Genomic DNA, 24,403 nt, shown 5'->3' on the forward strand with positions numbered 1-24,403 from the left:
ACACTACCCCTCGTCTGAACTCCCGGATAAGCACCGCATCCGGCCCTCGCAACCGGTGCAAAGACACCTCCCAAAGCGACGACTCCAAGAGCCACAGTCAATATGCTGAATCTCCCTCTCATAACACTTCTCCTTTGGCGCCGACTCTTGCCGACGCACAGAACCTAGCACCTGCCGCGACAAATCGATCATGAGTTGTTCTGAGGACTTCCTCATCCCCAATGAGGAAGCGCAAACCATCTGCATCCAGCAGGTTGCAACATCCCCGCATCGCAGGAGCACCTCATTCACCAGCAGCATTCAGGCAGCAAACTATAATCGTCTTCCAATGTCTGAGGCTTTGCCGCGAAAGCTCAACTCCGCGATCCGCTTTGGGGACTATGAACTCGACCCTAAACGCGGCGTGCTGTCGCAAAACGGAGTACCGCTCAAACTTCAGCCTCAACCCTTCCGCGTCTTCGAACTCCTAATCGCGCGCGCTCCCAACATCGTCACCCGCGAAGAGCTCAGCGACTACGTCTGGGGAGACGACGTCTACGTCGATCTCGACCAGAGCCTCAACTTCTGCATCCGTCAGATTCGCTCGGTCTTAAACGACTCTGCCTCGAATCCCAAGTTCGTCGATACCCTGCCCAAACAGGGCTATCGCTTCATCGGACCGATCCCCGTGCTGCCCGCAGAACCTCCTCCGCCTTCAACCGGGGATCAGAGCCAACAATCTCTCGCAAATAGAAACCGGAGAGTTGGCGACACCAATCCGCCTCCTGCGGCGCCCAACGCAGTCGCCCTGCAGGATCCCCCACCCCACCTCGCACAACCACACCGCGGCAACCCGGAACCTCCAGACCAGCCCGAAGCCTACCCACCCCGCAGCTCTCATCGTCGCCTCTGGCTCTTCGCATCAGCCCTCGCTCTTCTCATCCTCGCAATCGTTCTCGGCGCACGCACTCTGCGAAGCCGCCCCCTCACGAACGCCGCATCCAAAATCACCTCCCTCGCCGTCCTCCCGCTCGACAACCTCTCCGGCGACCCCACACAGAACTACTTCGCCGACGGCATGACCGACGAGATCACCACCATGCTCGCCAAGAACTCAACCCTCCGCGTCGTCTCCCGAACCTCTGCCATGCAATACAAAGGCGCCCACCGCCCCCTCCCCGAGATTGCCCGCGAACTCGGGGTAGACGGCATCCTTGAAGGCTCCATCGCCCGCACCGGCGACAAAGTGCACATGACTATCCAGCTGATCCAGGCCCCCAGCGACACACATCTCTGGGCCGAAAGCTACGACCGCAACGTAAACGACATCGTCGCGCTCCCCAATGAAGCGGCACAGACCATCGCGAAGAAGCTCAATAGTGCCGTCCCTCAACCATCGCCGCAACGCTACATCAGCCCCGAGGCCCATGACGCGTTCCTGCGCGGACGATATCTCTGGTTCAAGGGCATGAACGAGCAGGCAGGTCCATACTTCAGGAAAGCCACCGGGATCCAGCCCGACTACGCCCTCGGCTGGGCTGGTCTTGCGATGTACTACGGCCAAGGCACCCTGGCCGGCGAGATCGATCCCAGAGAAACAGTTGCAGGGCTGGAAGCCGCACGCAAAGCGGTGGCTCTCGACGACTCACTTCCCGAGGCCCACCTCGTACTTGGAGCCATGCTCTTTATCAGTCCTTGGGATTGGGTGCAGGCCGATCCGGAGCTCGTCCGCGCGGCTGATCTCAATCCCCGCTACGCCGAGGCCTACCACTTCCGCTCCAAGATGTACGTCACTCTCAATCGCAACGAAGAAGCGATTCAGTTGGAGAAAAAGGCAATGGAACTAGATCCGTTTGAACGCCCCTATGGCTTGGCGTACACCTACAGCGAGGCACGACTGTACGACGCCGCGATCAACGATGTTCTTCAACGCCTCGAGTCCCAGCCCGGGGACAATGGTCTACATTGGATGCTGTGTGAGATCTATCGCCGCAAAGGCGATCTGAAGCAAGCCGCACAGGAATGGGAGAAGGCCACGCTCCTCTCAGGCGACAAGGATACTGCCGCGATCATCCACCGGACATTCCAGCAGGGCGGATACCCTGCCCTACTCCTCTGGCGGCTCAACGACCTCAAACAGAAAGCCACGAAGCAATACGTGTCGCCTGTCGATCTGGCGCTGCAATACGCGCAACTCCGGCAAAAAGAAAAAGCTCTCTCGCTGCTCGAAGCAGGCTATCGCGAACATTCTCCGCTTCTGCTCTCAATCCAGCAAGACCCCGCCTACGACTTCCTCCACTCCGACGAACGCTATCGCGCCATCATCAGAGGAACCGGCCTCCCGCCAAAATACTGACCCCGCCAACCCGCCAATGCACCTAAGCAACACCCAAACGCAGCAAAGCCCCGGTTGTTCACCGAGGCCAAACCACAAAAACCAATTCGTCCAATTACTTCTTCTTCATCCTCTTCACCACTCCAGCAAGCGAGTGTTCATTCATCGCCGTCACCGCATCCCCGCGCACCTTCTTGATCCACGCGCTCACGGCCTTATCCTCGATGCTTAGCCAATCCCCCGCCGACGCCTCAAACACGTCCCCAAGCCCGATCTGCTTCGCCGGAAGCTTCAGCTTCGCACCCCCATGCGGACCCTTCTTCTGTTCAATCAATCCCGCCTTATGCAGCAGCAGAAAAGATCTCCGCACCATCACGGCGCTCTCTTTCAGCTCCTCTGCAATCGCCGACGAGGTATGCATTGCTCCCGGCTCGCTCGCCAGCACCGCCAAAATTCGCACGCTCAACTGAAACCGCCCGCTCTGTGCCATTCAAAAAAGCTACCACACCCAGCCGAGGATTCGCCGACTCATCCCCCATCCGTGAAAGATTCTCCACCCACCACCATGTAAACTTCTTCAGTGAACATCCTTTTTGTCGGCGACGTCTTCGGCTCCGCCGGCCGCCACATCGTCCGCGAACACCTCCCCCACGTCCTCGAAACCAACGCCGTCGACCTCCTCGTCATCAATGGAGAGAACGCCGCCGGCGGCTTCGGCATCACCCCCTCCATCGCAGAAGAGCTCTTCGACCTCGGCGCCCACGTCATCACCACCGGTAACCACATCTGGGACAAGCGCGAGATCTTCGAGTACATGACCGTCCCCGCCGACTCCCACGTCCGCGGCCGCCGCGTCCTCCGCCCCGCCAACTACGCCGTCGGCACCCCAGGCTTCGGCGTCTACCAGGGCGAGCTCCCCACCGGCCAGACCTACGCCGTCATGAACCTTCAGTGCCGCGTCTTCATGTCCTCCTGCGACGACCCCTTCCGCAAAGCCGACGAGCTCCTCAGCAAGATCACCGCCAAAGTCATCCTCCTCGACCTCCACGGCGAAGCCACCAGTGAAAAAGTAGCCCTCGGCTGGTACTTAGACGGCCGCATCACCGCCCTCCTCGGCACCCACACCCACATCCCCACCGCCGACGAGCGCATCCTCCCCAACGGCACCGCCTACCAGACTGATGTCGGCATGTCCGGCCCCTACGACTCCGTCATCGGCGTAGAAAAAGAGCTCGTCCTCGCCCGCTTCCTCACCGGCATGCCCGGAAAATTCGAACCCGCCAAGGGCAACCCAAAGATGTGCGCCGCCCTCATCCAATGCGACGGAGCCACCGGCCGCGCCCACCACATCCAACGCATCATGCTCGGCGAGTAAATCCACCTCAATCGTCCAGGCCCTAACTCTAAAGCAACACCACATTTGTTCTTGCCGTTGCCTGTCCTTTTAGTTGTCATTCCCGAAGGGAATCTGCTTTGCGTTGCACTTGTTCTTGCCCTTGCACTTATTCTTGCCGTTGCACTTGCCCTTGCACTTGTTCTTGCCGTTGCCTGTCCTTCTTGTTGTCATTCCCGAAGGGAATCTGCGTTTGCCGTTGCCTGTCCTTCTTGTCCTTCCCGAAGGGAACCTGCTTTCACCATCTTTCCACCATCAGACAACATGCAATCCTAAGCCCTGGTCCCTCACTGTCGAATCGCATTGCGAAGCCACTCCACCTCATCCCGTGTAATCCGCGAAAAGAGTTTCGGCTCGCTCCGCGGATACCGCACCTGCGGAATCTCGCATCCCACAGGACGCGCAAACAAAAATCCCTGCATGTAGCGAATCCCAAACCCTCGCAGCGTCAGATACTCCTCTACCGTTTCGACGCCCTCTACGATCAGCTTCACCCCCAGCTTGCGGCACACCTTGCTGAACGCCTCAACAATCGTCTTCTTCGCGCGATTCGTCGCAATCCCCTTAATCAGCTCTCGGTCGATCTTCACCACATCCGAAGCGCATCGCGCCAAAACACTCAACCCCGCATATCCTGCCCCAAAGTCGTCGATCGCAATCACCACCCCAGCCTTGCGATGCAGATCGACGATCCGTGCCAGTTCGTTGCCATCCAGCCGCACGCCCTCCGACAACTCCAGCACCAGAGACTCCGTTCGCAGCCCGTAGTGCTTCGCCAGCCGAATCACATAGTAAGCGTCCTTACCCCGCAGCTCCATCAAAGGCCCCAGATTGATGGCAAGCTTGGTGCCGCTCTGCTCCAATCGCATCACTGCAGCCAGACGCATCGACTTCGCCATAGCCAGCTTGTCGAACGCAGAAATCCGAGAGGGTTCAAAATCTTTGATTAGCGCTGCATAATTCTCTCCATGCAAACCGCGGCAGAGAGCCTCATACGCATAGACCGTCTCGGTCTCCAGGTCCACAATCGGCTGTAAGACAATCTGAAACTCAGGAAACGTTCTTCGCCCCCGATGCTTCGATCCGTAACCACTTTGCGTCAAAAAAAGCATTGCCGGTCCCCCTTACTTTGCACACCATAAGCAGTTTGGGAGATACAAATATTTCCAATGCTTCCACCTGGCGGACGGGTCATGTTTGGGGTCTTCTCCCCCTAACAATCCGGAAGGTTGTACTTGAGCTAACGAAGAAAACATCGGCTCAGATGCAGCTTTTCTTTAGTTTCTCCGCAAAAGCCCCGTTTTACAGCAATTTGATATCACCCACGACATCCCCAATCCCAGCCCCCGCGCAAAAAAACAAGAGCAGCCCGCGAAGGCTGCCCTGTTCACTACTCCCGCAACATCCCACCGCATCGTCGGTGGCGTTGGCCCTACTTCCTGCTGGCCGGCGGCACAATCCCATTCATCCGCAGATACTCCACCAGCTGTCCATAGTGGTCCGACGCATGCGCCACCAGTCCCCCCGCCAGGCTCGCCCGCGTATTGGTCCCCTTCACGCTCTCAAACGCGTTCTGCGCCGTCAACGTCGCAAACGCCTTATGCGCAAACACGAACGAAGCCTTCAACGCCGTCACCGCCGCATCCTTGTTCTTGATATCGGCCAGCGCCTTCACATCCACATCCGCCTTCATCCCGCCCACCATGCTGCCGTAGTAGTAGTTCGCCGACGCCACATGCAGCACCATCTGCCGAAACGTGCTCACCGTCGCATACTCGCTGCCCTGCCCCGCCACAAAGATCGCAGCACTCGGAGCAAAGTCGTACTTCTCCGCCGGCATCGCCTCGGCCAACGGCACAAACTCCTTCTCAAAATCACTCAGCATCCCATCGAAGCTCTTCGCCGGTTCAACCATCGTTCCCGCCGCAATCTTCGGCCCCTTCGCATCCATCTGCGCCTGCAATCCCGTCACACAACAACCAGCCAGCGCCAACGCCACAACCATCCGCTTCATCATCATCCTTCTCCAGTCTCTTTCGTTATGCCGCGACCGAAAGTCGCAGAACCGCGCTAAGCCTACCAGATTTCAACGATCGTTTGTCAGCCCGTTGGTCACCCCGCGCTCCCTCGACGGCCGCTCCACCACGCAGAACCACAGCCGCCGAACTTCCAGCCCATCAAAATCCAAAAACAACTCAAGCGCCTGACCCGCCTCCGCAAACTACCCTAGACGTCATGCCCGCCTTCCAGCAGCAGATCGACTCTACGCAGCCCACCCCCGCCGACATCAAGAATCGCCGCTGGATCTACATCCCCTACGATCGCTACACCGACCGCACCGGCCCACTCACAGCCCAACCCCCTGCCGACACCGGTATCGTCATCGTCGAATCCACCGCCAAGGCCCTCCGCCGCCCCTACCACAAGAAAAAACTCGTTGTCCTCATCTCCAACATGCGCCACTTCGCGCTCGAGCAGCAAGCCAAGGGCGTCTCCGTCCTCTACCACTTCTCGCCCCACAGCCACGGCCAGGCCTTGCTCGAACTCCAACGCAAACACCATCTCCCCGCCTTCACCTGCATGACACCCGCCGAACGCGAACTACGCCTCGACCTCGCCACCGCAACGAAAAGCGGTCTCCAACTCCAATTAGTCGAAGACACCACCTGGGCCTCCACCACCAAAGATTTCCTCAACACCTACGGCCCTTACCAGCACGGCAAATCCTATGTAATGGACCGCTTCTACCGCCGCATGCGCCAGCAAACCGGCATCCTCATGCAAAACGCCAAGCCAATCGGCGGCCAGTTCTCGTACGACTCCGCCAACCGCAGCCCCTACAAAAATGAAGTCCCCATCCCAACCCCTCCCACCTTCGCCCCAGACGCGATCACCGAAGAGGTCATCGCCCTCGTCGAGTCCACCTACAGCCATCACTTCGGCACCACCGAAGACTTCGATCTCCCCTGCACCCAATCCGACTGCGATCTCTTCTGGCGCTTCTTCCTCGACCATCTCCTCCCCAACTTCGGCCGCTTTGAAGACGCCATGCGCGACGACCACCTCCAGCTCTTCCACTCCAAAACCTCCGTCCTGCTCAACCTCGGCCGCCTCCTCGCCCTCGATCTCATCCGCGACGTAGCCGACCGTGCCGCCACCGAAGCCGTCCCCCTCGCCTCCGCCGAAGGCTTCATCCGCCAACTCCTCGGCTGGCGAGAGTTCATGCGCCACCTCCACGAACAGACCGACGGCTACCGCCTCATAGCTGATCACATCCCGCAAGAATCACGCCCACGCCCACAAGAGACCTCACCCAACCAGACCCCCGCCGCAGCCAAAGCCTACAAACCCGCCGCCCCACCCGACCCCTACGCCGGAGCCACACCCTCCGCCCTTCACGCCTCGCTCCCTCTGCCCGCCGTCTACTGGGGCGTCAAATCCGGCCTCCACTGCATGGACACCGTCGTCGCGCAGGTCATCGCCGAAGGCTGGTCCCACCACATCACCCGCCTCATGGTCCTCTCCAATCTCGCCACCCTCTGCGGCTTCTCCCCCCGCGAACTCACCGACTGGTTCTGGTTCGCCTACATCGACGCCTACGACTGGGTCGTCGAACCCAACGTCCTTGGCATGGCCACCTACGCCGACGGCGGCCTCACCGCCACCAAGCCCTACGTCTCCGGCGCCGCCTACATCAATCGCATGTCAAACTTCTGCGGCCACTGCCAGTACGACCCAAAGAAATCCACCGGCGAAGGCTCATGCCCCTTCACTTCTCTCTACTGGACCTTCCTCGAGCGCAACCAGTCCACCCTCTCCAAAAACTTTCGCCTGCAGATGCCCTACACCACCCTCCGCAAAAAATCCCCTGCAGAACTAGTCCAACTCCGCACCCGCGCACAAGAAGCCATCGCCCACCTGCAAAGCTTCAAGCGCCCCACCTACTAAGCTCCTATAACACCCTATTAGGACCTATGAATTGTCATCTCGACCGGAGGCGGCGCTTTTGCCGCCGCAGTGGAGAGACCCCCGCATTTGTTCTCCTCTCCCTCACCCCAACAAACAAACACAACGAAGCTCACCGCAATCGCTCAATCCGCCGAAGCAGGAAACGCCGCATCAGCCTTGATCTCCTCAATCTGAAACGCATGCCGCAGGCTATGCTGGCTCAACACCACCAGCCACTGATAGCAATCCAGATCCCCAAACGAAATATGCGGAAAGAAATGATCGCGCAGATCAGCCGCCGTCTCCTCCGCAAACGCAACAGTAATCGCCCTGGTCTTTTGTAACTCAAGAACCAGTTCAGCTTTGTCAGTCCACCTTCCCGTCGGACGAACAACCTCCCGGGCAATCAGCTTGTTACTTCTGCCAGCTGCCAGTCCAAGAACAAGCGGCTCCTTGGCGCCCACCTCGGCCTTCTTCTCAGGCTCCGCCACCGCTTCCAGAGTCTTCGCAATCGCCGACCGTATAAATCCCTCAAACACAATCAGGTGCTCGATATTATCCGCAATCGACCACCGCTCAGGCGACTCCCTGAAGCTCCACTGCGCCTCCGTCAGTCCACTCACCAACTTCAACAGCCTCACTTCACTCGAACTCAACTGCTCCAAAACAACTCGCCGTTCGCGCTCTTCCATAGCTCATTACTATCCAATCAAACATCCCCAGAAAGCAACCCGCACAGCCGTCAAAATCTCTCAGCAAACGAAGTGACGAGTTCAAGATCTGTCAGTAACGAGTCATCAACGAAGACAAGTCATCAACGAACTCGCCCGGCACCTACCAACCCAAGGTTCCCGGCGCACCCTTGAACGGCCCCGTCACATGCGAACTGATCCACCCGCCATAGAAGTCGCCAGGCTGCGCCACCACTCGCTCTTCATCCACCCAGCACTCGTCCACCCTGTTCGCATAGAACGCCAGATAGTCCTTCAACCCCGAGTAGCTCTTTGACGGATTCGCATAGCTCCACGCCACCCCGACAAAGAGCGATGCCCCCTCCTTCACCACGAGATCCCAATAACCAGCCACGCCCTTGAACTCGCAAAAACTCCCCCGCCGCCCACTCGCCCGCAGCAGTTGCATCGCCACGTCTTCCGGCGGAAAGTAGTACACCGGCGGATGGCTCGTCTCAAGAATCCGCATCCCGCGCCTGGTCTCCGCCACCACAACTCCCTCATGCACCACCCGCAGATGACGCGCAGTCGCTTCCAGCCGAGGTGGTCGCGGATAGTCCCAGACCGACTCCTTCCGAGTCACCTCGGCCTCCGTACCTCCCTCTGAAATCTCTCTTCTGTCCATCGCTCGTTCTCAACTTCAACTGTAAACTGCATCCACGCGCGGCCAGTCGAAGCTTTGTGCCATGCACCCGTGCGATGGAGGTTCTGTGCACATCATCAAAAGTACCGACAAACCAATCGACCGGATGGATCGCCTCGCCGACATGGCTCACTTTCCCGCACTCGTCAACGCAGGTGCCACCGCAAACATCCTCGTCACTCTTCTCATCACCTGGCGTCTGGTCCCGCACTATCCACAGACCTATGCTCCCGTCGCATGGACAGCACTCGTCCTTCTCGTAAACCTGTCACCAGTCGTCCTTCTCCGCGCCGTCTCCTTCAACAAAAGCCCCACTCCACCTCTGCGAAACATGAGCTTCTTCCAGGACCAACATCGCTTCTCCGACTGGGTCTACCTCGCCGCCTCCGCCAACATGGCCTTCTGGATCCTTGTCTCCTGGTCGATATTCACCATCTCCTACACACCGGCAACCCTAGCCACGGTTCTCGCCGTAGCATTCCTCGTCACCTTCTCACCCGTGCTCCTGCGCTCCTTCATCTCCCCGGAAAACCAGCCCCAGGACTAGTCCCTTCCAGGTACCGACCCACCTAGTCCCAGTTCGAACGCGCCCACTGCACCAGTTGCACAAAGGCAGGTCCCGCCGAGGCCACGTTGTTGTCATCTTCAAACGGCCACGGAGCAAAAGGGTTGAACGAGAACGGATGGCTCGTCTCAAGAATTCGCATCCCGCGCCTCGTCTCCGCCACCATAACTCCCTCATGCACCACCCGCAGATGACGTTCTGTCCTCTCCAGCCGCGGCGGCCGCGGATAATCCCAGACCGACTCCTTCACCACGTCAACTCCCGAACCCCGCCGCAGACTAGCCATCAGAGTGGCTTCCCTTCGCTTTCCCGCCAGCGCTCCATCAGGCCGTTGCTCGGCAAAAACTTATCCAGGACCTTGTACGCCGTCTCCACCCCAGCCACAGGCAGTCCACGCGGCTCGAGCAGCCCAATCTGGACCAGCACCGAAGCCTGATCCCAATAAATATGCTCGTGCACCAACTTATCGCCCTCGAACTTGACGATCGCCACCGTCGGAACCTCCACCACGCGCCCGGTAGGAGCAACGCCTGGGAGCATCCAATCCATCGTCGTGGTGTGCGTGAAGTGAACAATAAATTCATCTACGACCGTGTCCCTCCCAACCGTCCGGCTGACCGGCGTCAGACGAAAGTCAGGCGGATTCTCGGGAATGAAGTGGTACGCGTAAAAGCGTTTGAGCTGATCGTGACCCACCCCGCCCGTCATGGTCGGAATGTGGTTGACGTAAGGCTCGGAGACCATCGTCGCCATCGTCGCAGTCGCATCTCGCAACTCGAACTCGCAGCGGCAGTGTGCCTCCCAAAGCGCCACCAAATCAAACTGTGCCATAGCCCCTCCTCCTTCGCTTGCAACTCCCATTTTGACAGCAGATCCCTTCTACACCCGAACGATTTCCATCCGGGGAACACACGTCACCGCCGCGCCTCGCGCTCCATCTTTCCCCGCAAAACAGTCCACGGGCCACCCCGCAGTAAAATAAGATCATGCGCCGAATCTATCTAGACGCCAATGCCACCACGCCTCTGCTCCCCGAGGTCTTCGAGGCCATGCGCCCCTTCTTTCTCGAGCACTACGGCAACGCCAGCTCCATCCATCAACAGGGCCAGTTCGCCCGCGCCGCCGTCGATCACGCCCGCGACAGCATCGCCCGCCTCCTCCACTGCCGCACCTCCGAGATCGTCTTCACCTCTGGCGGCACCGAGAGCGACAACCTCGCCCTCTTCGGTACCCTCGGAAGCCCCAAGCTCACCGGCGAACCCGCCCACCTCATTACCACCAGCATCGAGCACGATGCCATCCTCCGCGCCGCCCAATCCCTCACCGCGAAGAATGTAGAAGTCACTTTTTTGCCCAGCACCCCGCAAGGCCTCATCGAACCCGCTGCACTCCTGGCCGCCATCCGCCCCAACACAAAGCTCGTCAGCGTCATGTTCGCCAACAACGAGACCGGTGTCATCCAGCCCATCGCCACGCTGGCCGCCATCGCCCACGCCGCCGGCGCTCTCTTCCACACCGACGCCGTCCAGGTCGTAGGCCGGCTCCCCCTCGACCTCAGCCCCAAAGGCCCGCTCAAGGACGTCGACCTCCTCACCCTCTCCGGCCACAAGATCTACGCCCCCAAAGGCATCGGCGCCCTCTTCGTGCGACGCAACGTCCGCCTCGCCCCGATGTTCCACGGCGGCTCGCACGAGCGCCAGCGTCGCGCCGGAACCGAAAACGTAGCCGGCATCGTCGCCCTCGGCAAAGCCGCCGAACTAGCCCAGCAATGGCTCGCAGAAACCCCCGCCACCAATCCGGCCGAAAATCCGAGCACCATCATAAATCCGAGTACCAGCAAGCATCCGAGCATCATCACAAATCCGGGTGTCCCTGCCCAAAGTTCCGGTCCCACGACAGAACCGGGTGCCCCATCCTTCGCGCCCTTTGCGAAGGGTGGGTTACCGCCTTCCCCAGGTTCCGCTCCCGCCCCAGAACCGGGTGCCCCATACATCGACTCTGATGTGTGGGCATCGGGCGCAAGCCCGACCGCTCTCCTCGACCGAGCCGACAGCCCCACCCAACTCACAGCCCTCCGCGACCGCCTCGAGCAACGCATCCTCTCTCAGGTAGAAGAGTGCGGCGTCAACGGAGCCGGAGCACCTCGCGTCTCCAACACCACCAGCCTCTACTTCGACCACATCGAAGCCGAAGCCCTCGTCATCGCCCTCGACCTCAAGGGTCTCTCCGTCAGCGGAGGCTCCGCCTGCCAGTCCGGCGCCACCGAACCCTCCCACGTCCTCACCGCCATGGGCCTCTCTCCCGCCCGCGCCCGGGCCAGCATCCGCTTCTCCCTCTCCCGCCTCACCACCGCCGAAGAGATCGACCTGGCCCTTACCCTGATCCCCGCCGCCGTAGCCCGCCTCCGCGACCTCAGCCCCACCTGGCGCAAGTCCCCCACCGCCCTGATCCCCGCATAACCCGGAAAACAAAAGCCGCCTCGCAAGGGGCGGCCTTCATACAAAATAAATCCCAAAAAGCTGGCGTATCTTCCATCACGGAAAAACACGCGGCGAAACACCACCTTCAACCACGCATCTCACCACAACTACACCATCAAACACCACGTCCAAAACCCCGTTTTTCCCAAAAACCCCAGTAAAACACCCTCACAGGTACCACGGAATATTAACCACCACAATCCGCTGATTCCCCTTCACCAGCAGCAGCAGCTTCAGCAACTGCACCCGCTGATTATGCAGCGCATTCTCCCACCAGTGCCGCACCACCAGCTCCGGCAGCAGCACCGCCACCTTCCGCCCGGGATTCTCCTCCTCGAGCTTCAGAATGTAATCCATCAGCGGAGTAATCACGAACCGGTAGTTCGAAGGAATCGTCACCAGCTCCGGCTCCTGCAGCCCCTCCCGCTTGATCGGCGCCATCACATGCTCATCCCATATCTCATCCAGGCTGCCCTCCTCGTCGTCCGAGTGCACATGCACCACCTTGATCTCCTTCGACAGCAACAGCCCGAACCGCATCGCCTTCTCCGTAATCCGGTCCCAACGCGCCATCGGTATCACCACAATCGGCTCCTGCAGATTCACCAGGTTCAACGGCGTCATATCCGACATCTCCCGCCGCACCCGCGAGTAATGCCGCTTCACCACCCACATGATCCCGATCAACACCGGCACCAGCAGCGCCGTCACCCATGCGCCCGCCCGAAACTTCGCCACCAGCACGACGACTGTTGTAATCCCCGTCGCCACCGCGCCAATGCCATTCACAAACATGTGCCAAACGCGTCCCGGATGCGCCTCGCCCTTCTTCCAATGCACCACCATTCCCGCCTGCGACAGCGTGAACGCAAGAAACGCTCCAATCGCATACAGCGGAATCAGCCGGTCCGTCACACCGCCAAACAGAATCAGGATCACCGCCGTGAACCCGGTCAGCGCATAGATCCCATGCGAATACAGCAGTCGCCGCCCGCGCAGAATAAACACATGCGGCAGATAATCATGCATCGCAATCGCCCTGGTCAGCCGCGGAAAATCCGCGAACGCCGTATTAGCACTCAACGCCAGAGCCACCAACACGCTGCCCATCGTCAGAAAATAAAACCATCCCCGCCCAAACACCGCAGTAACCAGCAAGCTCAGCAAACTTTGAAAATGCGCCGCATCCGGGTCCATCGGCATCACCCGATACGTCTTCGCCAGGTAAGCAATCCCGAACAACAGAACCATCAATATCCCAATGATCACCGTTAGCGTCCGCTGCGCCCGCTGCACTCTCGGCTCGCCAAACGCCATCACGCCGTTCGACACCGCCTCTACCCCGGTCATCGCCGCGCATCCGCTTGCAAACGACTTCAACAGCATCCACATTCCCAGCGTCCCAACGCTGGCCGGCAGCGCAGCAGGAATCGGAGCCATCGGCATCGGATGCCCTCCCGCGTGAATCGTCTTCCACATTCCGACCACAATCAGTGCCAGCAGCGTACTGACAAAAAGGAACGTAGGCAGCATAAATGCCGTTCCCGTATCCTTCACGCCACGCATGTTCACCAGCGCGAGAATCACAAGGATTATCAGGCAGATCAGCAGCGTGTGGCTTTGCAGCCCGGCGAATCGCGTACCCTGCACCGACGACGTCAGCGCCGTCACACCCGCCGAGATTCCCACCGCCGCCGTCAAAATGTAGTCGATCATCAGCGCCGCCGCTGCCAGCAGCCCGGGCTTCTCCCCCAGGTTCTCCGACGCCACCGTATAGCTCCCACCGCCACCCGGATACGCCGCAATCGTCTGCCGATAGCTGAAGTACACAATCGCCAGCAGGATCAGGATCGCCCCGATAATCCGCCAGCCATACTCCACGCCGCCGATCCCCAGCGGAATCAGCAGCGTCATCGCCGCCTCAGGCCCGTACGCCGCGCTCGTCAGCCCATCCAGGCCAAAGATAGGAATTCCGGCAGCAACACCAATGTGCTCTGCCCGCTCCTCACTCGTAGCAAGCGGTCGTCCAATAATCGAATCTGTAAGTGACATACGATTTAGATCGTACCGCCTCTGTCAACTCAACTCACTCAATCTCTTTATTTAACCTTCACTCCCTCGAAAAAGTCGTAAAGATCGCATAAAGACCGCGCTTTCTATTCCGCCTCCCACAGCCAAAGTCCGTGCCGACCAGCGGAAGGCCACGCGCAGTTGATCCCGCCAAAACAAGGTATACAAGTCACGAAGTGACCGCGCCACGCGCAGTGGGCCCGTCCGGCAGGACACAGCGCACCTATAATCAACTCACTAAAGCTCTCAGGAGAATCCATGTCCCCCGCTGCCCTCTACGACATCCCCGTCCACAAAATCACCGGCGAAGGCACCTCCCTCGCCGACTATCACGGCAAAGTCCTCCTCATCGTCAACGTCGCCTCCAAGTGCGGTCTCACCCCCCAGTACGACGCCCTCGAAAAGATCTACGCCCGCTTCAAAGGCTCCGGCCTCGTCGTCTGCGGCTTCCCGGCCAACGACTTCGGTGCTCAGGAGCCAGGTTCCAACGAGGACATCCAGACCTTCTGCCGTTCCACCTTCGGCGTCGACTTCCCCATGTTCTCCAAGATCACCGTCACTGGCCCTGACACTCACCCTCTGTACCAATCCCTCATCGCCGCCCAGCCAAAGGCCACCAGCCCCGGCCGCGAAGCCTTCCGCGAAAACCTAAACGGCTTTCTCCAACAGCACAAAACCACCACCAACCCCGAACCCGGCATCCTCTGGAACTTCGAAAAGTTCCTCGTCGACCGCAACGGCAACGTCGCCGCCCGCTTCTCTCCCGAAGTCCTGCCCGACGATCCGGCCATTGTCGCCGCCATCGAATCCGCACTCAACTCCTGAACATCGAACCACAAACCTTAAGCCGGAGAGCACTCGGAGAGAATGTCTCAAAACTCCTCTCCAAATTGTCATTTCGACCGGAGCCGCGGAGTCTCATCGTGCGGCGGAGTGGAGAAACCCCCGCATTTCGCTCTTTGCTTCTATCTTTCGCCAATCCACAGCCTTCGGGCGCTAACTTATTAGAAGCGTCTCTGAGGGCCAATAAACAGCCCGCGGGTGCCCCACACATCGACCTTGATGTGTGGGCATCGGGCGCTAGCCCGACCGCTCCCGCCAATCTCCTCTCCGCCACCAGCTCCAACCCCAGTTCGCAGCCTCCGCGACCGCATCAGAGACATACCAACCGCAGCCCACCGCTTTTCGCGTCTTCTCCAACCTCTACATCGTCTATTCTTCTAATATCTAAAATCTTCGCCTCACTTCGAGAGGAACTTCCCGCTCATGATCATCCGCCACACCCTCCTGCCTCTAGCTCTGCTCACCCTCGCAACCCCTGGCCTCCTGCAAGCCCAGCAGCCCATCCAGATCACCGCCGACCTCTCCGAAGCTCCCCGCAAGATCTACCACGCCAAAGTCGACATCCCCGTCCAGCCCGGCCCCGTCTCTCTCACCACTCCCAAGTGGATCCCCGGCAACCACCGCCCCACCGGCCCAGTCGATCAAATCACCGGAGTCGTCTTCACCGCCGACGGCAAGGTCCTCCCTTGGCGCCGCGACGACGAAGACCTCTACGAGTTCCACGTCACCGTCCCCGCTGGCGTCACCACCCTGCACGCTCACCTCGACTGCATCGTCACCGCCCGCGTCAGCGACAAGCTGGCCGTCCTTGAATGGGAGAAGCTACTGCTCTACCCCGCGAAGACTCCTGTAAAAGAGATCGCCATTCAGCCGTCCGTCAAAGTCCCGGCAGGTTGGGGCATCGGTACCGCCCTCACACCCACCGACGGTTATGATCCACAAAACCCCAAAGGCGGCCTCACCCACTACGCCCCCACCACCGTCGAGCAACTCGAAGACTCACCCGTTATCACCGGCCAGTACTTCCACGAGTTCGCCCTCGCCCCCGAGGTCACGCCGAAGCACTACATCGACGTAGTCTCCGACTCCCCCGAAGACTCCAAGCTCCGCCCCGCGCTCCTCGCCGAACTCAACAACCTCGTCCGCGAGACCGGCGCCGCCTACGACTCCCGCCACTACAACGTCTACCACTTCCTCCTCACCCTCTCTGACGTAGCCGGCGGCGAAGGTCTCGAGCACGGTCAATCCTCCGACAACGGCGTAGGCGAAAAAGGCTTCTCCGACCCCTCGCACCAACTCGCCGAATCCGACCTCCTCTCCCACGAGTTCACCCACTCCTGGAACGGTAAGTACCGCCGCCCCTTCAACCTCTATCAGGACGACTTCGAAAAGATGCAGCAGGGTTCGCTCCTCTGGGTCTACGAAGGCATGACCCACTATCTCGGCAACGTCCTCGCCGCCCGCTCCGGCCTCAAGTCACAGGAGCAGTACCGCGACCTGCTCGCCCTCTCCGCAGCCGACCTCGACTACAAGCCTGGCCGCGAGTGGCGCTCTACCGAAGACACCGCCATCGCCGCCAGCATCCTCCGCGGCGGCAACCCCGCCTGGTCCAACTGGAAGCGCGGCCAGGACTACTACCAAGAGGGAGAGCTCTTCTGGCTCGACGCCGACACCCTCATCCGCCAGAAGACCGATAACAAAAAGTCCCTCACCGACTTCCTCCACATCTTCCTCGGCAAAGGCGGCAACACCGGCCCCCTCATCGTCACCTACAACCGCGACGAGCTCATCGCCGACCTCAACCAGGTCTACAAGTACGACTGGGCCACCTTCCTCCACGAGCGGATCGACAACCTCAACCCCCGCGCCGACCTCGCCGGCATCGAACGCGGCGGCTACAAGCTCGTCTACACCGACGAGCCCTCCAAATCAGAACGCACAGTCGCCGAGACCTACGCTCGCTACGGCATTGGCACCAACGCCTGGTACTCCCTCGGCCTCCGCCTCAATAAAGAAGGTCTCATCTCCGACGTCCGCTGGAACGGCCCCGCCGACAAGGCAAAGCTCTTCCCCGGACAAAAGATCATCGCCGTCAACGGCAACGTCTTCTCCTCCGATGCCCTCAAGACCGCAATCAAGCAGTCTAAGGGAACCTCCGAGCCCCTCCACTTCATCCTCCAAAGCGACACCTTCGTCACCACCGCCGACATCGACTACCACGACGGCGAGCGCTACCCTCGTCTAGTTCGCGCCGAAGGCACCCCCGCCTACCTCGACGACATCACCAAACCACTCGCCAAATCAGAACCCATCCCAGCCGAAAAGAAAGAAAAAGACTCCACCGAATAATCCCCACAAGACGAAACAACTCAAAGCGCCGCCCTTCATCAAGAGCGGCGCTTTTTTGCTGTAGCCAGCAAGCAGGCTGGGATAAGCTTGGAATCCATCACGCGGAGATGCTTGCCCTTCATGCTGACCCTCACCCAAAACATCGTCATCCTCATCGTCACCATGACCTGTTCCATGCTCTTCCTGGCGCTTCTCAACCGCGTCTGGCCACGCGAACGCCGCACGGTACACAACGACCTCATCGGCTGGCAGCTCGGCATCCTCGGCACCACCTACGCGGTCATTCTTGGCTTCATGCTTTACACCGTCTGGACCAACTTCGGCGAAGCAAATATCAACACCGACCTCGAAGCCAACGCCGTGCGCAACATCTATCAACTCGCAGAAGGTCTTCCGACGCCGCAGCGCATACTCCTCGAACAACAGGCCCGCGCCTACGTCGACGCGGTCATCAACGAGGACTGGCCCGAGATGCATAACAGCCGCCTCCCCGAAGAGAGCAACCTCATCAATCGCGATATGTGGAAGACCCTCATGTCCGTCAAAGCCGCCTCCCCCTCCGAACTCCTCGCCGAGGATCACGCCCTCAGCGAACTAAGCGCCCTCACCGAACACCGCCGCACACGCCTCATCCAAAGCGCCTATCGCCTTCCCACCATCTTCTGGGGAGTTCTCCTCGCCGGTGGACTCGTCACCATTCTCTCGGCCTCCCTCTTCGGCTCAGCCAATCGAGCCCTTCACGCGCTCCAGGTCTTCTGCTTCACTCTCCTCATCACCCTCGTCCTGCTCGCCATCGCCGACGTCAACCTACCCTTCCGCGGCTGGGTTCACGTCAGCAACTTCGCCTTCCAGCGCGCCAAGCAGAACATGAACAACTAGAAGCACTCAATCGTGATATCCGATATATCTTGAATCCAGCACACAAACCATCGCCGCCGGAGCTCCCGATGATCAGGTTCCTCACCCGCGTTCCCAGCCTCACCTTCTTCGCGCTCTTCTCCGTCGTAGCCTCCGCCCAGACTATCCCCACCAAGTGGCCCACCCAGGACGGCACCTACACCATCAAAGACTTCCGCTTCGGCACCAACGAAACTCTCCTCGAACTCAAGCTCCACTACCTCACCCTCGGCGAGCCCCACCGTGGCGCCGACGGCCACACCGACAACGCCATCCTCCTGCTCCACGGCACCGGCGGCGACGCCCACTCTCTCCTCAACCCCGCCTTCTCCGATGTTCTCTTCGGCCCCGGCCAGCCCTTCGACATCACAAAATACTTCCTCATCCTCCCCGACGACATCGGCCACGGCGAATCCTCCAAGCCCTCCGACGGCCTCCACATGCACTTCCCCCAGTACGACTATGACGACATGGTCGCCTCCCAGCACACCATGCTCCTCGAAGGCCTCCACGTCGACCATCTCCGCCTCATCCTCGGCACCTCCATGGGCTGCATGCAGTCCTTCGTCTGGGGCGAGACCTTCCCCAACTTCGCTGACGCCCTCGCCCCCTTCGCCTGCCTGCCCGCCGAACTCGCCGGCCGCAATCGCATGTGGCGCTACATGGCCATGGAGTCCATCAAGCACGACCCCGCCTGGAACAATGGTGAGTACACCACCGAGCCCGTCGAAGGCCTTCGCGGAGCCAACGACCTCATCCTCATCGCCGGCAGCGCCCCGCTCCAGATGCAGAAAAACTACCCCACCCGCCAGCAGGCCGAAGCCTACATCGACCGCGTCCTTACCGCCAGCATCGCCCGCACCGACGCCAACAACTTCCTCTACTACGTCAACGCCTCACGCAACTACAACCCCGAGCCGAAGCTCTCCGCCATCACCGCGCCCGTCCTCTGGATCAACTCCGCCGACGACTTCATCAACCCACCCGAGCTAGGCATCGCCCAAGAGATGGTCAAGAAGATGCCCAATGCAAAGTTCATACTCATCCCCATCTCCGATGCCACTCGTGGCCACGGCACCCACACACAAGCCGCCGTCTGGAAGCAATACCTCATCGACTTCCTCGCCCAAATAGAAAAACACTAGGGAACCCTGATCAAATCCTATCTTGAAAGGGCGGGACTTTAGTCCCGCCGCAAGTTTAACCACAGCAACGCGGCTTTAGCGCTGGGGGAATGCCCCTTCCGACCAGCGGGAGGACCAACTCCACCGATCTGCCAAAACAAGGTATACAAGTCACGAAGTGACCGCCCCACGCGTAGTGGGCCCGTCCGGCAGGACAAGGCGCCGCTACCGGCGATAGTTCTGAGCGTAGCTGTCGTGAGGCAGCCCCTCTGCGCGTCCCTTCCTGACGAACGCAAACGCCTCATCCTTGCTCATCGTCCCACCAACCACCACAAGGTACGGTGCCCGCCCGCTCGGCGTAAACACCTCTGGCCGCAGATCTGGATGCACCACCCTAAGACTCTCCACCTTCTGTTGAGCCTGAGCCTCGCGGTTATACGTAAACGCCACCACCCGCCACTGACCCGTACCACCAGCAGCCGGCGCAGGCACCGAAGCCTCCGGCGCAGCAGCGGCAGGAGCAGGAGCAGAAACAGCAGCAGGAGCCTCCAAGGCCGGCACAGGAGCCGCATCGTTCGCCTCGGTCCCCACTGCAGGCACCACCGCATTCGCCTGCACCGCTCCAGCGGACTTCGACCACCGCCCATGCAGGAACAACGCGATCAGCAGCAACAGCACCATCGCTCCCCCGCCAATCAGCAGCCGCCGGCCTTCAATCCCGCCCGTCTTCTCCTCCGCAACCCGCACGCGATTTGTCGGATAAGTCGGCAGCTCCACTGGCGGCGTCTCGACTACCTTCTCCGCTCGAGGCTGGCTCACCGCAACAGGACGAGCCTCCACCCGAATCTCCGTGTCCGGCCGCAACGCCGCAACCATCTCCGGAATCCCCCACTCCCCGCTGATCCCCTTACGAATAATCGGATCCAGCGGAGGATCTGGCGGCAGCTCCCGCTTCGCCTCTTCCAGCGTCTTCTTCTGCGTCAACGCCTGCAGCAGCACCACCGCGAAATCGTGCGCGTCCTTGCGCCTCAGCTCGCTGCCCTCCCGCCCTTCAGGAGTTTCACGGATGCAATCGCTCCGCAGCTTGATCGACTCGCCCACCGCCAGCACATTCGCCGGCTCAATATGCTCATGCACAAAGCCGTTCGTATGCAGCGCGTCCAGCGCCGACGCAAGACTCGTCGCCACCTGCTTTGTCTCCTGCACCGTCATGCGCCGTTCCGACACAATCTCGCCCATGTTGGCGTCCACCGGCTCCATCACCGCATAAACCAGCGACGTCTCATCCAGTGTCACCCGGCCAAACTGAATCAGCTTTACCAGATTGGGATGATTCAACGCCTGAATCCCGCGCCACCGCCCCAGAATCTCTTCATCATCAAAGTGCGATTCGATCAGCCGTATCACCGTCGGGCCGCCCACGCCGTTTGATGTCGAAAAAAAGGCGCTTCTGCCCTCCGGCCGTATCAGTTTTGTGAGAGGGAACGCCCCATCGATCGTTCTTCCTTCGTACTCTGTCCACAGTTCCATGTCTGATCCACCGTCCTGAATATTGACTCAAGGGAGAAAGCCGCAAAGGGCAAATAAAACAAAGAGGGACGACGAAAGCCCTGCGTCAAACCATACGCCTCATCACCACGCACCATTATCCTTTATTGCGCCGCGTCACTCAACGGATACCGGCCCATCGGCGTCGACGGCACATCTTTTTTGTTTGTCACGCAGCAAACCTTTGCTTCTCACGCGGCGACCATCTGTTCTGCCTCCACCGCTCGATACAGTGGCTGCTGTAAAAGTCCGTTTTGCTTAAGGGCATGGCTTCAGCCGTGCCGCAAAGGCTTTAATTGTATTGCGGCTTTAGCCGCTGAGGTCCGCCTTTCGTTTTGGAGGGCAGCCTCCCACCCCAAACACTCTAGCTCCCCGAAGGAATCACCAGGTACTGCTCCAGCTTCCCATCCGGCTCTTCATAGACTGTCACCCGCAGCTTTTTGTCCGGAAAGCTCACATCAAAGACCCGAAACGTCATCCCGCCGCGCAACTCCTCGTCCATCTGCTTGAAGCTGGTCGGCGCGCCGAGCGGCTTCAGACTACTTGCAAAATCCTGCACCGCCTCCTCGGTAAAGTAAGCATCGCAATACGCCGTCAGCTGCGAGCGATCCAGCTTCCCCTCCTGCAACCCGGCGAAGATATCAAGCGCACGTCTCTCAGCCGTTGCAGCCCCATCCGCAGTCTTCGGAACCGCTCCCAGCACCAGCGGAGCGATCTTCCGCGCCAACGCAGCCGCAGCGCTCGAAGCATCTTCATTCGTCAGCACCGTCACCGCAACCTTATTGTCAGGAAACACCGTGTTCTGCGACACAAACCCCGACACCTCGCCGCTATGCGAGATCACCCGATGCCCATCGCGCTCACCCACCTGCACGCCCAGCCCATAGTGCGTGCCGCTGCCATCCTTCAGCTTCACCTCAGTAAACATCTCGTCATAAGAAGCCGGCGCAAGCAGTGTCCGATTCATCAAACTGATATTCCACAACGCCAGATCGCTCGCCGGCATCGCCAACTCTCCCGCCGCAAACATCCACCCCGCACCCTCTTGCGGAGCCGGCCGCAGCGGCCCCAGTGCATGTTGGTAATAACCAGTCGGATCATTCGCGGGCAGCCTGCTGGCATCAGAATTAAAGACCCCAGTCATCTTCAGCGGACGAAAGATCCGCTCCTGCAACTGATCAATCAACGGCTTCCCAGCAACCACCTCTGCGATCCGCCCCGCAATCACATAGTTGGTATTGGAGTACTGCCACTTCGTCCCCGGCTCGAAGTCCAGCGGCTTCTTCGCCCACACATCCAGAATGTGTTGTGGAGTCGCCGACTGCATCATCGACGTCATCACATAGTCCTCCGGCCAGAAGTCCTGGTACCCCGAGGTCATCGACAACACCTGCCGCACCGTCACTTCATTCGCCCGCGTCAACTCCGGCAGATACTTCCCCACCGGATCGTCCAGCTTCACCTTGCCATCCTGCACCAGCAGCAAAATAATCGTCGCCGTAAACTGCTTGCTCACCGACCCGATCGAGTACTGCATCCCCGGCTCCGCCAGCATCAGCGGCTCCAACCGCGCCTTCCCATAAGCCTTCACGTAGGCGATCTTCCCACCCTGCACCACCGCCACCGAAGCGCTCGGAACCCCAGTAGACTTCAGCACCTCAGCCGCAGCCGCATCGATCCCCGTCGCCGTAGCCGCAGGCAGCAAATCTTGCGCCCAAGCCGCACTCATGGTTGCAAAAACCAATCCAAAAACCGCCGTCACTCCAACTCGCTGATTCATCATGCACGAAAGACTATCAGCGCCCCCATTCACCCGCCAGCCCTCTCCAATTAATTCTCAACCGCCTCGCGAACACGAGCTACAATCCGAATCAGCAAAAATCCGGCCCCTCGCAAAACACCCCAACCGCTTCCCCCACAAGGAGAATCCATGGCAGGCACGTTCGAGATCAAGAAGGCAAAAGACGGTGAGTTCTACTTCCACCTCAAGGCCGCCAACGGCCAGATCATCCTCTCCAGCGAGATGTACGTCGGCAAGTCCTCCGCCGAAAAACGCATCGAGTCGGTCAAGAAGAACGCCCCCATCGACGATCACTACGAGCGCAAAGACGCCAGGAACGGCCAGCCTATGTTCAACCTCAAAGCCGCCAACCACCAGGTCATCGGCACCAGCGAAACCTACTCCTCCATCGCCGCGCGCGAGGCAGGTATCGAGTCGGTCAAAACTAACGCCCCCGCAGCGCCAGTCCACGACCTGACCACCTAACCTCTACCCGAGCGATCGGTCCTAATCAGGAATCATTCCAATCGTTCGCAGCCACGTCTCTACAAGTTGCGGCCATGCGGTTGCAGGATACTTCGTTCTGCGCAGCCCGAAGGCATGGCCGCCTTCGGCATACGAATGAAACTCGACTGGCACACCAGCCTTCTTGAGTCCTACGTAATACGTCAGGGAGTCCCATACGCTGTCGACCTTATCGTTTTCATTTTGAAGCAGAAACGTAGGAGGCGTTTGAGCGGTGATGTGGGCCGCGATATCCGGGTTCAACTCCAGCGAGCCTTTTTTCACCGAAAGGTGACCGGGATAGAGAGCCACCGCGAAGTCCGGACGACAACTCTGTTTATCGGCAGCGTCGACTTCGGGATAGAGGCGTCTGTCAAAGTGAACACTGGTCGCCGCCACAAGGTGACCGCCTGCAGAGAACCCCAGCACGCCCACCTTATGCGCGTCGATGTGCCACTCGGCGGCATGGAGACGAACCAGCCCAATCGTCCTCTGTGCATCTTCCAGAGCCATCGAAGACTGCGGGTAAGCACCCCAGCTTGGAGCCGATCTCGGCGCGGGAACGCGATACTTCAGCAGCACGCAGGTGATGCCCTTCGAGACGAGCCAGTCACAAACCTCTGTCCCTTCGAGGTCGATGGCGAGAATCTCGTATCCCCCTCCAGGAAACACGATGACAGCAGCGCCGGTGTTCTTTCCCGTCGGCGAATAAACGGTCATCGTGGGTTGCGAAACCCTCTCCACCGCAAGCCACGGCTTACCCGCTACCAACGAATCTGGTCCTGCGCTCTGCACGTCCTCCGGTCCCGTCATCAGTCTCCCGTCAGGCGGGGTCTTCGGCCATATCGGCAGTTGCGTGTGTCCAGACGATGGCTCCCAGACAGCCTGTTGTGCGCCAAGCCAGCCAACCGTAACGACCGCAAGCACACTCAAGATCAACGCCTTCCTCACAACTCCCATAACGTGCCACCTTCTTTTGTCTACGTCGGTTATTCGTCGTCTGTTTTCGCAACGTGGAACAGGACCATTCACACACTGCATCCTACGCAGCGCCTGATCGATCAAGGTCGGTTCTTTTTTAAGTAACTCCCGGAGTCTGCCATTGGCATCGCACGGAGTCGCACAGAGTCTCTCCATCATGCACGAGTTTCTGTCCTTCAGCGTTTGCGAAGTTGGTTCGACCCCACAACTGCCCGCCGTTGTGACAAGCCCCT

At 59.8% G+C, this 24,403-nt stretch carries 21 protein-coding genes; 10 read left to right on the forward strand and 11 right to left on the reverse strand.

Annotated elements, in window-relative coordinates:
- Window positions 1–190: 190 nt before the first annotated feature.
- The gene (locus RBB75_RS01645; protein ID WP_179639061.1) at window positions 191–2,335 is read left to right on the forward strand and encodes a winged helix-turn-helix domain-containing tetratricopeptide repeat protein; all 2,145 of its coding nucleotides are present in this window, start codon (window positions 191–193) and stop codon (window positions 2,333–2,335) included.
- 94 nt (window positions 2,336–2,429) lie between these two features.
- Here RBB75_RS01645 and RBB75_RS01650 read toward each other — a convergent pair whose 3' ends face one another.
- The gene (locus tag RBB75_RS01650) at window positions 2,430–2,804 is read right to left on the reverse strand and encodes an RrF2 family transcriptional regulator (protein WP_179639062.1); all 375 of its coding nucleotides are present in this window, start codon (window positions 2,802–2,804) and stop codon (window positions 2,430–2,432) included.
- 90 nt (window positions 2,805–2,894) lie between these two features.
- Here RBB75_RS01650 and RBB75_RS01655 point away from each other — a divergent pair, with 90 nt between their 5' ends.
- On the forward strand, window positions 2,895–3,689 hold the full coding sequence (locus tag RBB75_RS01655) for a TIGR00282 family metallophosphoesterase (RefSeq protein ID WP_353069310.1): 795 nt from the start codon (window positions 2,895–2,897) through the stop codon (window positions 3,687–3,689).
- A gap of 305 nt (window positions 3,690–3,994) precedes the next feature.
- Here the strand turns inward: RBB75_RS01655 and RBB75_RS01660 are convergent, their stop codons facing one another.
- On the reverse strand, window positions 3,995–4,819 hold the full coding sequence (locus RBB75_RS01660) for an EAL domain-containing protein (RefSeq protein ID WP_353069311.1): 825 nt from the start codon (window positions 4,817–4,819) through the stop codon (window positions 3,995–3,997).
- A 320-nt stretch (window positions 4,820–5,139) separates the two neighbouring features.
- Window positions 5,140–5,727: a DinB family protein gene (locus RBB75_RS01665; RefSeq protein ID WP_353069312.1), complete on the reverse strand. Its 588-nt coding sequence runs from the start codon at window positions 5,725–5,727 to the stop codon at window positions 5,140–5,142.
- A gap of 215 nt (window positions 5,728–5,942) precedes the next feature.
- Between RBB75_RS01665 and RBB75_RS01670 the strand changes: the two genes are divergently transcribed.
- Window positions 5,943–7,655: a cryptochrome/photolyase family protein gene (locus tag RBB75_RS01670; RefSeq protein WP_353069314.1), complete on the forward strand. Its 1,713-nt coding sequence runs from the start codon at window positions 5,943–5,945 to the stop codon at window positions 7,653–7,655.
- A 143-nt stretch (window positions 7,656–7,798) separates the two neighbouring features.
- Here RBB75_RS01670 and RBB75_RS01675 read toward each other — a convergent pair whose 3' ends face one another.
- Window positions 7,799–8,347, reverse strand: a complete 549-nt coding sequence (locus RBB75_RS01675) for a DinB family protein (protein ID WP_353069315.1) — start codon at window positions 8,345–8,347, stop codon at window positions 7,799–7,801.
- Between the two features lie 142 nt (window positions 8,348–8,489).
- Window positions 8,490–9,011: a DUF427 domain-containing protein gene (locus RBB75_RS01680; protein ID WP_353069316.1), complete on the reverse strand. Its 522-nt coding sequence runs from the start codon at window positions 9,009–9,011 to the stop codon at window positions 8,490–8,492.
- 85 nt (window positions 9,012–9,096) lie between these two features.
- On the opposite strand from RBB75_RS01680, the gene RBB75_RS01685 reads away from it, so the two are divergent.
- Window positions 9,097–9,576, forward strand: a complete 480-nt coding sequence (locus RBB75_RS01685) for a hypothetical protein (protein WP_353069317.1) — start codon at window positions 9,097–9,099, stop codon at window positions 9,574–9,576.
- A 22-nt stretch (window positions 9,577–9,598) separates the two neighbouring features.
- On the opposite strand, the gene RBB75_RS01690 is transcribed toward RBB75_RS01685, so the two are convergent.
- Complete coding sequence (locus RBB75_RS01690) at window positions 9,599–9,880, reverse strand: hypothetical protein (protein ID WP_353069318.1); 282 nt, start codon at window positions 9,878–9,880, stop codon at window positions 9,599–9,601.
- Entirely contained in the window at window positions 9,880–10,425 is a 546-nt protein-coding gene (locus tag RBB75_RS01695; RefSeq protein WP_353069319.1) for an ester cyclase, read from the reverse strand. The genes RBB75_RS01690 and RBB75_RS01695 overlap by 1 nt, the downstream gene beginning before the upstream one ends.
- A gap of 155 nt (window positions 10,426–10,580) precedes the next feature.
- On the opposite strand from RBB75_RS01695, the gene RBB75_RS01700 reads away from it, so the two are divergent.
- Window positions 10,581–12,053 (forward strand): cysteine desulfurase family protein, encoded by a 1,473-nt coding sequence (locus RBB75_RS01700; RefSeq protein ID WP_353069320.1) that lies wholly within the window; start codon window positions 10,581–10,583, stop codon window positions 12,051–12,053.
- Between the two features lie 189 nt (window positions 12,054–12,242).
- Here RBB75_RS01700 and RBB75_RS01705 read toward each other — a convergent pair whose 3' ends face one another.
- Window positions 12,243–14,126: an APC family permease gene (locus RBB75_RS01705; RefSeq protein ID WP_353069321.1), complete on the reverse strand. Its 1,884-nt coding sequence runs from the start codon at window positions 14,124–14,126 to the stop codon at window positions 12,243–12,245.
- A 276-nt stretch (window positions 14,127–14,402) separates the two neighbouring features.
- On the opposite strand from RBB75_RS01705, the gene RBB75_RS01710 reads away from it, so the two are divergent.
- The 4 genes from RBB75_RS01710 (at window position 14,403) to RBB75_RS01725 (ending at window position 19,378) form a co-directional block, all read left to right on the forward strand.
- Window positions 14,403–14,969 (forward strand): glutathione peroxidase, encoded by a 567-nt coding sequence (locus RBB75_RS01710; protein ID WP_353069322.1) that lies wholly within the window; start codon window positions 14,403–14,405, stop codon window positions 14,967–14,969.
- Between the two features lie 441 nt (window positions 14,970–15,410).
- Entirely contained in the window at window positions 15,411–17,336 is a 1,926-nt protein-coding gene (locus RBB75_RS01715) for a PDZ domain-containing protein (RefSeq protein WP_353069323.1), read from the forward strand.
- Between the two features lie 120 nt (window positions 17,337–17,456).
- Window positions 17,457–18,215, forward strand: a complete 759-nt coding sequence (locus RBB75_RS01720; protein ID WP_179639071.1) for a DUF4239 domain-containing protein — start codon at window positions 17,457–17,459, stop codon at window positions 18,213–18,215.
- Window positions 18,216–18,283: 68 nt separating this feature from the next.
- Window positions 18,284–19,378 (forward strand): alpha/beta fold hydrolase, encoded by a 1,095-nt coding sequence (locus RBB75_RS01725; protein ID WP_179639072.1) that lies wholly within the window; start codon window positions 18,284–18,286, stop codon window positions 19,376–19,378.
- 204 nt (window positions 19,379–19,582) lie between these two features.
- On the opposite strand, the gene RBB75_RS01730 is transcribed toward RBB75_RS01725, so the two are convergent.
- Both RBB75_RS01730 and RBB75_RS01735 read right to left on the reverse strand, forming a co-directional pair.
- Complete coding sequence (locus tag RBB75_RS01730; RefSeq protein ID WP_353069324.1) at window positions 19,583–20,887, reverse strand: protein kinase domain-containing protein; 1,305 nt, start codon at window positions 20,885–20,887, stop codon at window positions 19,583–19,585.
- Window positions 20,888–21,269: 382 nt separating this feature from the next.
- A complete protein-coding gene (locus tag RBB75_RS01735) occupies window positions 21,270–22,634 on the reverse strand; it encodes a serine hydrolase domain-containing protein (RefSeq protein WP_353069325.1) in 1,365 nt (454 codons plus the stop codon).
- A 201-nt stretch (window positions 22,635–22,835) separates the two neighbouring features.
- On the opposite strand from RBB75_RS01735, the gene RBB75_RS01740 reads away from it, so the two are divergent.
- The gene (locus RBB75_RS01740; RefSeq protein WP_353069326.1) at window positions 22,836–23,171 is read left to right on the forward strand and encodes a YegP family protein; all 336 of its coding nucleotides are present in this window, start codon (window positions 22,836–22,838) and stop codon (window positions 23,169–23,171) included.
- Window positions 23,172–23,192: 21 nt separating this feature from the next.
- On the opposite strand, the gene RBB75_RS01745 is transcribed toward RBB75_RS01740, so the two are convergent.
- Window positions 23,193–24,149 (reverse strand): alpha/beta hydrolase, encoded by a 957-nt coding sequence (locus RBB75_RS01745; RefSeq protein WP_353069327.1) that lies wholly within the window; start codon window positions 24,147–24,149, stop codon window positions 23,193–23,195.
- Window positions 24,150–24,403: the final 254 nt, after the last annotated feature.

It is taken from the genome of Tunturibacter empetritectus (assembly GCF_040358985.1).
GTDB lineage: Bacteria > Acidobacteriota > Terriglobia > Terriglobales > Acidobacteriaceae > Edaphobacter > Edaphobacter empetritectus.

Bases quoted from the DNA above. Each gene is read 5' to 3' on its own strand.
- RBB75_RS01645 (WP_179639061.1), top strand. From the start codon at position 191: ATGAGTTGTTCTGAGGACTTCCTCATCCCCAATGAGGAAGCGCAAACC.
- RBB75_RS01650 (WP_179639062.1), bottom strand. From the start codon at position 2,804: ATGGCACAGAGCGGGCGGTTTCAGTTGAGCGTGCGAATTTTGGCGGTG.
- RBB75_RS01660 (WP_353069311.1), bottom strand. From the start codon at position 4,819: ATGCTTTTTTTGACGCAAAGTGGTTACGGATCGAAGCATCGGGGGCGA.
- RBB75_RS01665 (WP_353069312.1), bottom strand. From the start codon at position 5,727: ATGATGATGAAGCGGATGGTTGTGGCGTTGGCGCTGGCTGGTTGTTGT.
- RBB75_RS01670 (WP_353069314.1), top strand. From the start codon at position 5,943: ATGCCCGCCTTCCAGCAGCAGATCGACTCTACGCAGCCCACCCCCGCC.
- RBB75_RS01675 (WP_353069315.1), bottom strand. From the start codon at position 8,347: ATGGAAGAGCGCGAACGGCGAGTTGTTTTGGAGCAGTTGAGTTCGAGT.
- RBB75_RS01680 (WP_353069316.1), bottom strand. From the start codon at position 9,011: ATGGACAGAAGAGAGATTTCAGAGGGAGGTACGGAGGCCGAGGTGACT.
- RBB75_RS01690 (WP_353069318.1), bottom strand. From the start codon at position 9,880: ATGGCTAGTCTGCGGCGGGGTTCGGGAGTTGACGTGGTGAAGGAGTCG.
- RBB75_RS01695 (WP_353069319.1), bottom strand. From the start codon at position 10,425: ATGGCACAGTTTGATTTGGTGGCGCTTTGGGAGGCACACTGCCGCTGC.
- RBB75_RS01700 (WP_353069320.1), top strand. From the start codon at position 10,581: ATGCGCCGAATCTATCTAGACGCCAATGCCACCACGCCTCTGCTCCCC.
- RBB75_RS01705 (WP_353069321.1), bottom strand. From the start codon at position 14,126: ATGTCACTTACAGATTCGATTATTGGACGACCGCTTGCTACGAGTGAG.
- RBB75_RS01710 (WP_353069322.1), top strand. From the start codon at position 14,403: ATGTCCCCCGCTGCCCTCTACGACATCCCCGTCCACAAAATCACCGGC.
- RBB75_RS01715 (WP_353069323.1), top strand. From the start codon at position 15,411: ATGATCATCCGCCACACCCTCCTGCCTCTAGCTCTGCTCACCCTCGCA.
- RBB75_RS01720 (WP_179639071.1), top strand. From the start codon at position 17,457: ATGCTGACCCTCACCCAAAACATCGTCATCCTCATCGTCACCATGACC.
- RBB75_RS01725 (WP_179639072.1), top strand. From the start codon at position 18,284: ATGATCAGGTTCCTCACCCGCGTTCCCAGCCTCACCTTCTTCGCGCTC.
- RBB75_RS01730 (WP_353069324.1), bottom strand. From the start codon at position 20,887: ATGGAACTGTGGACAGAGTACGAAGGAAGAACGATCGATGGGGCGTTC.
- RBB75_RS01735 (WP_353069325.1), bottom strand. From the start codon at position 22,634: ATGAGTGCGGCTTGGGCGCAAGATTTGCTGCCTGCGGCTACGGCGACG.
- RBB75_RS01740 (WP_353069326.1), top strand. From the start codon at position 22,836: ATGGCAGGCACGTTCGAGATCAAGAAGGCAAAAGACGGTGAGTTCTAC.
- RBB75_RS01745 (WP_353069327.1), bottom strand. From the start codon at position 24,149: ATGGGAGTTGTGAGGAAGGCGTTGATCTTGAGTGTGCTTGCGGTCGTT.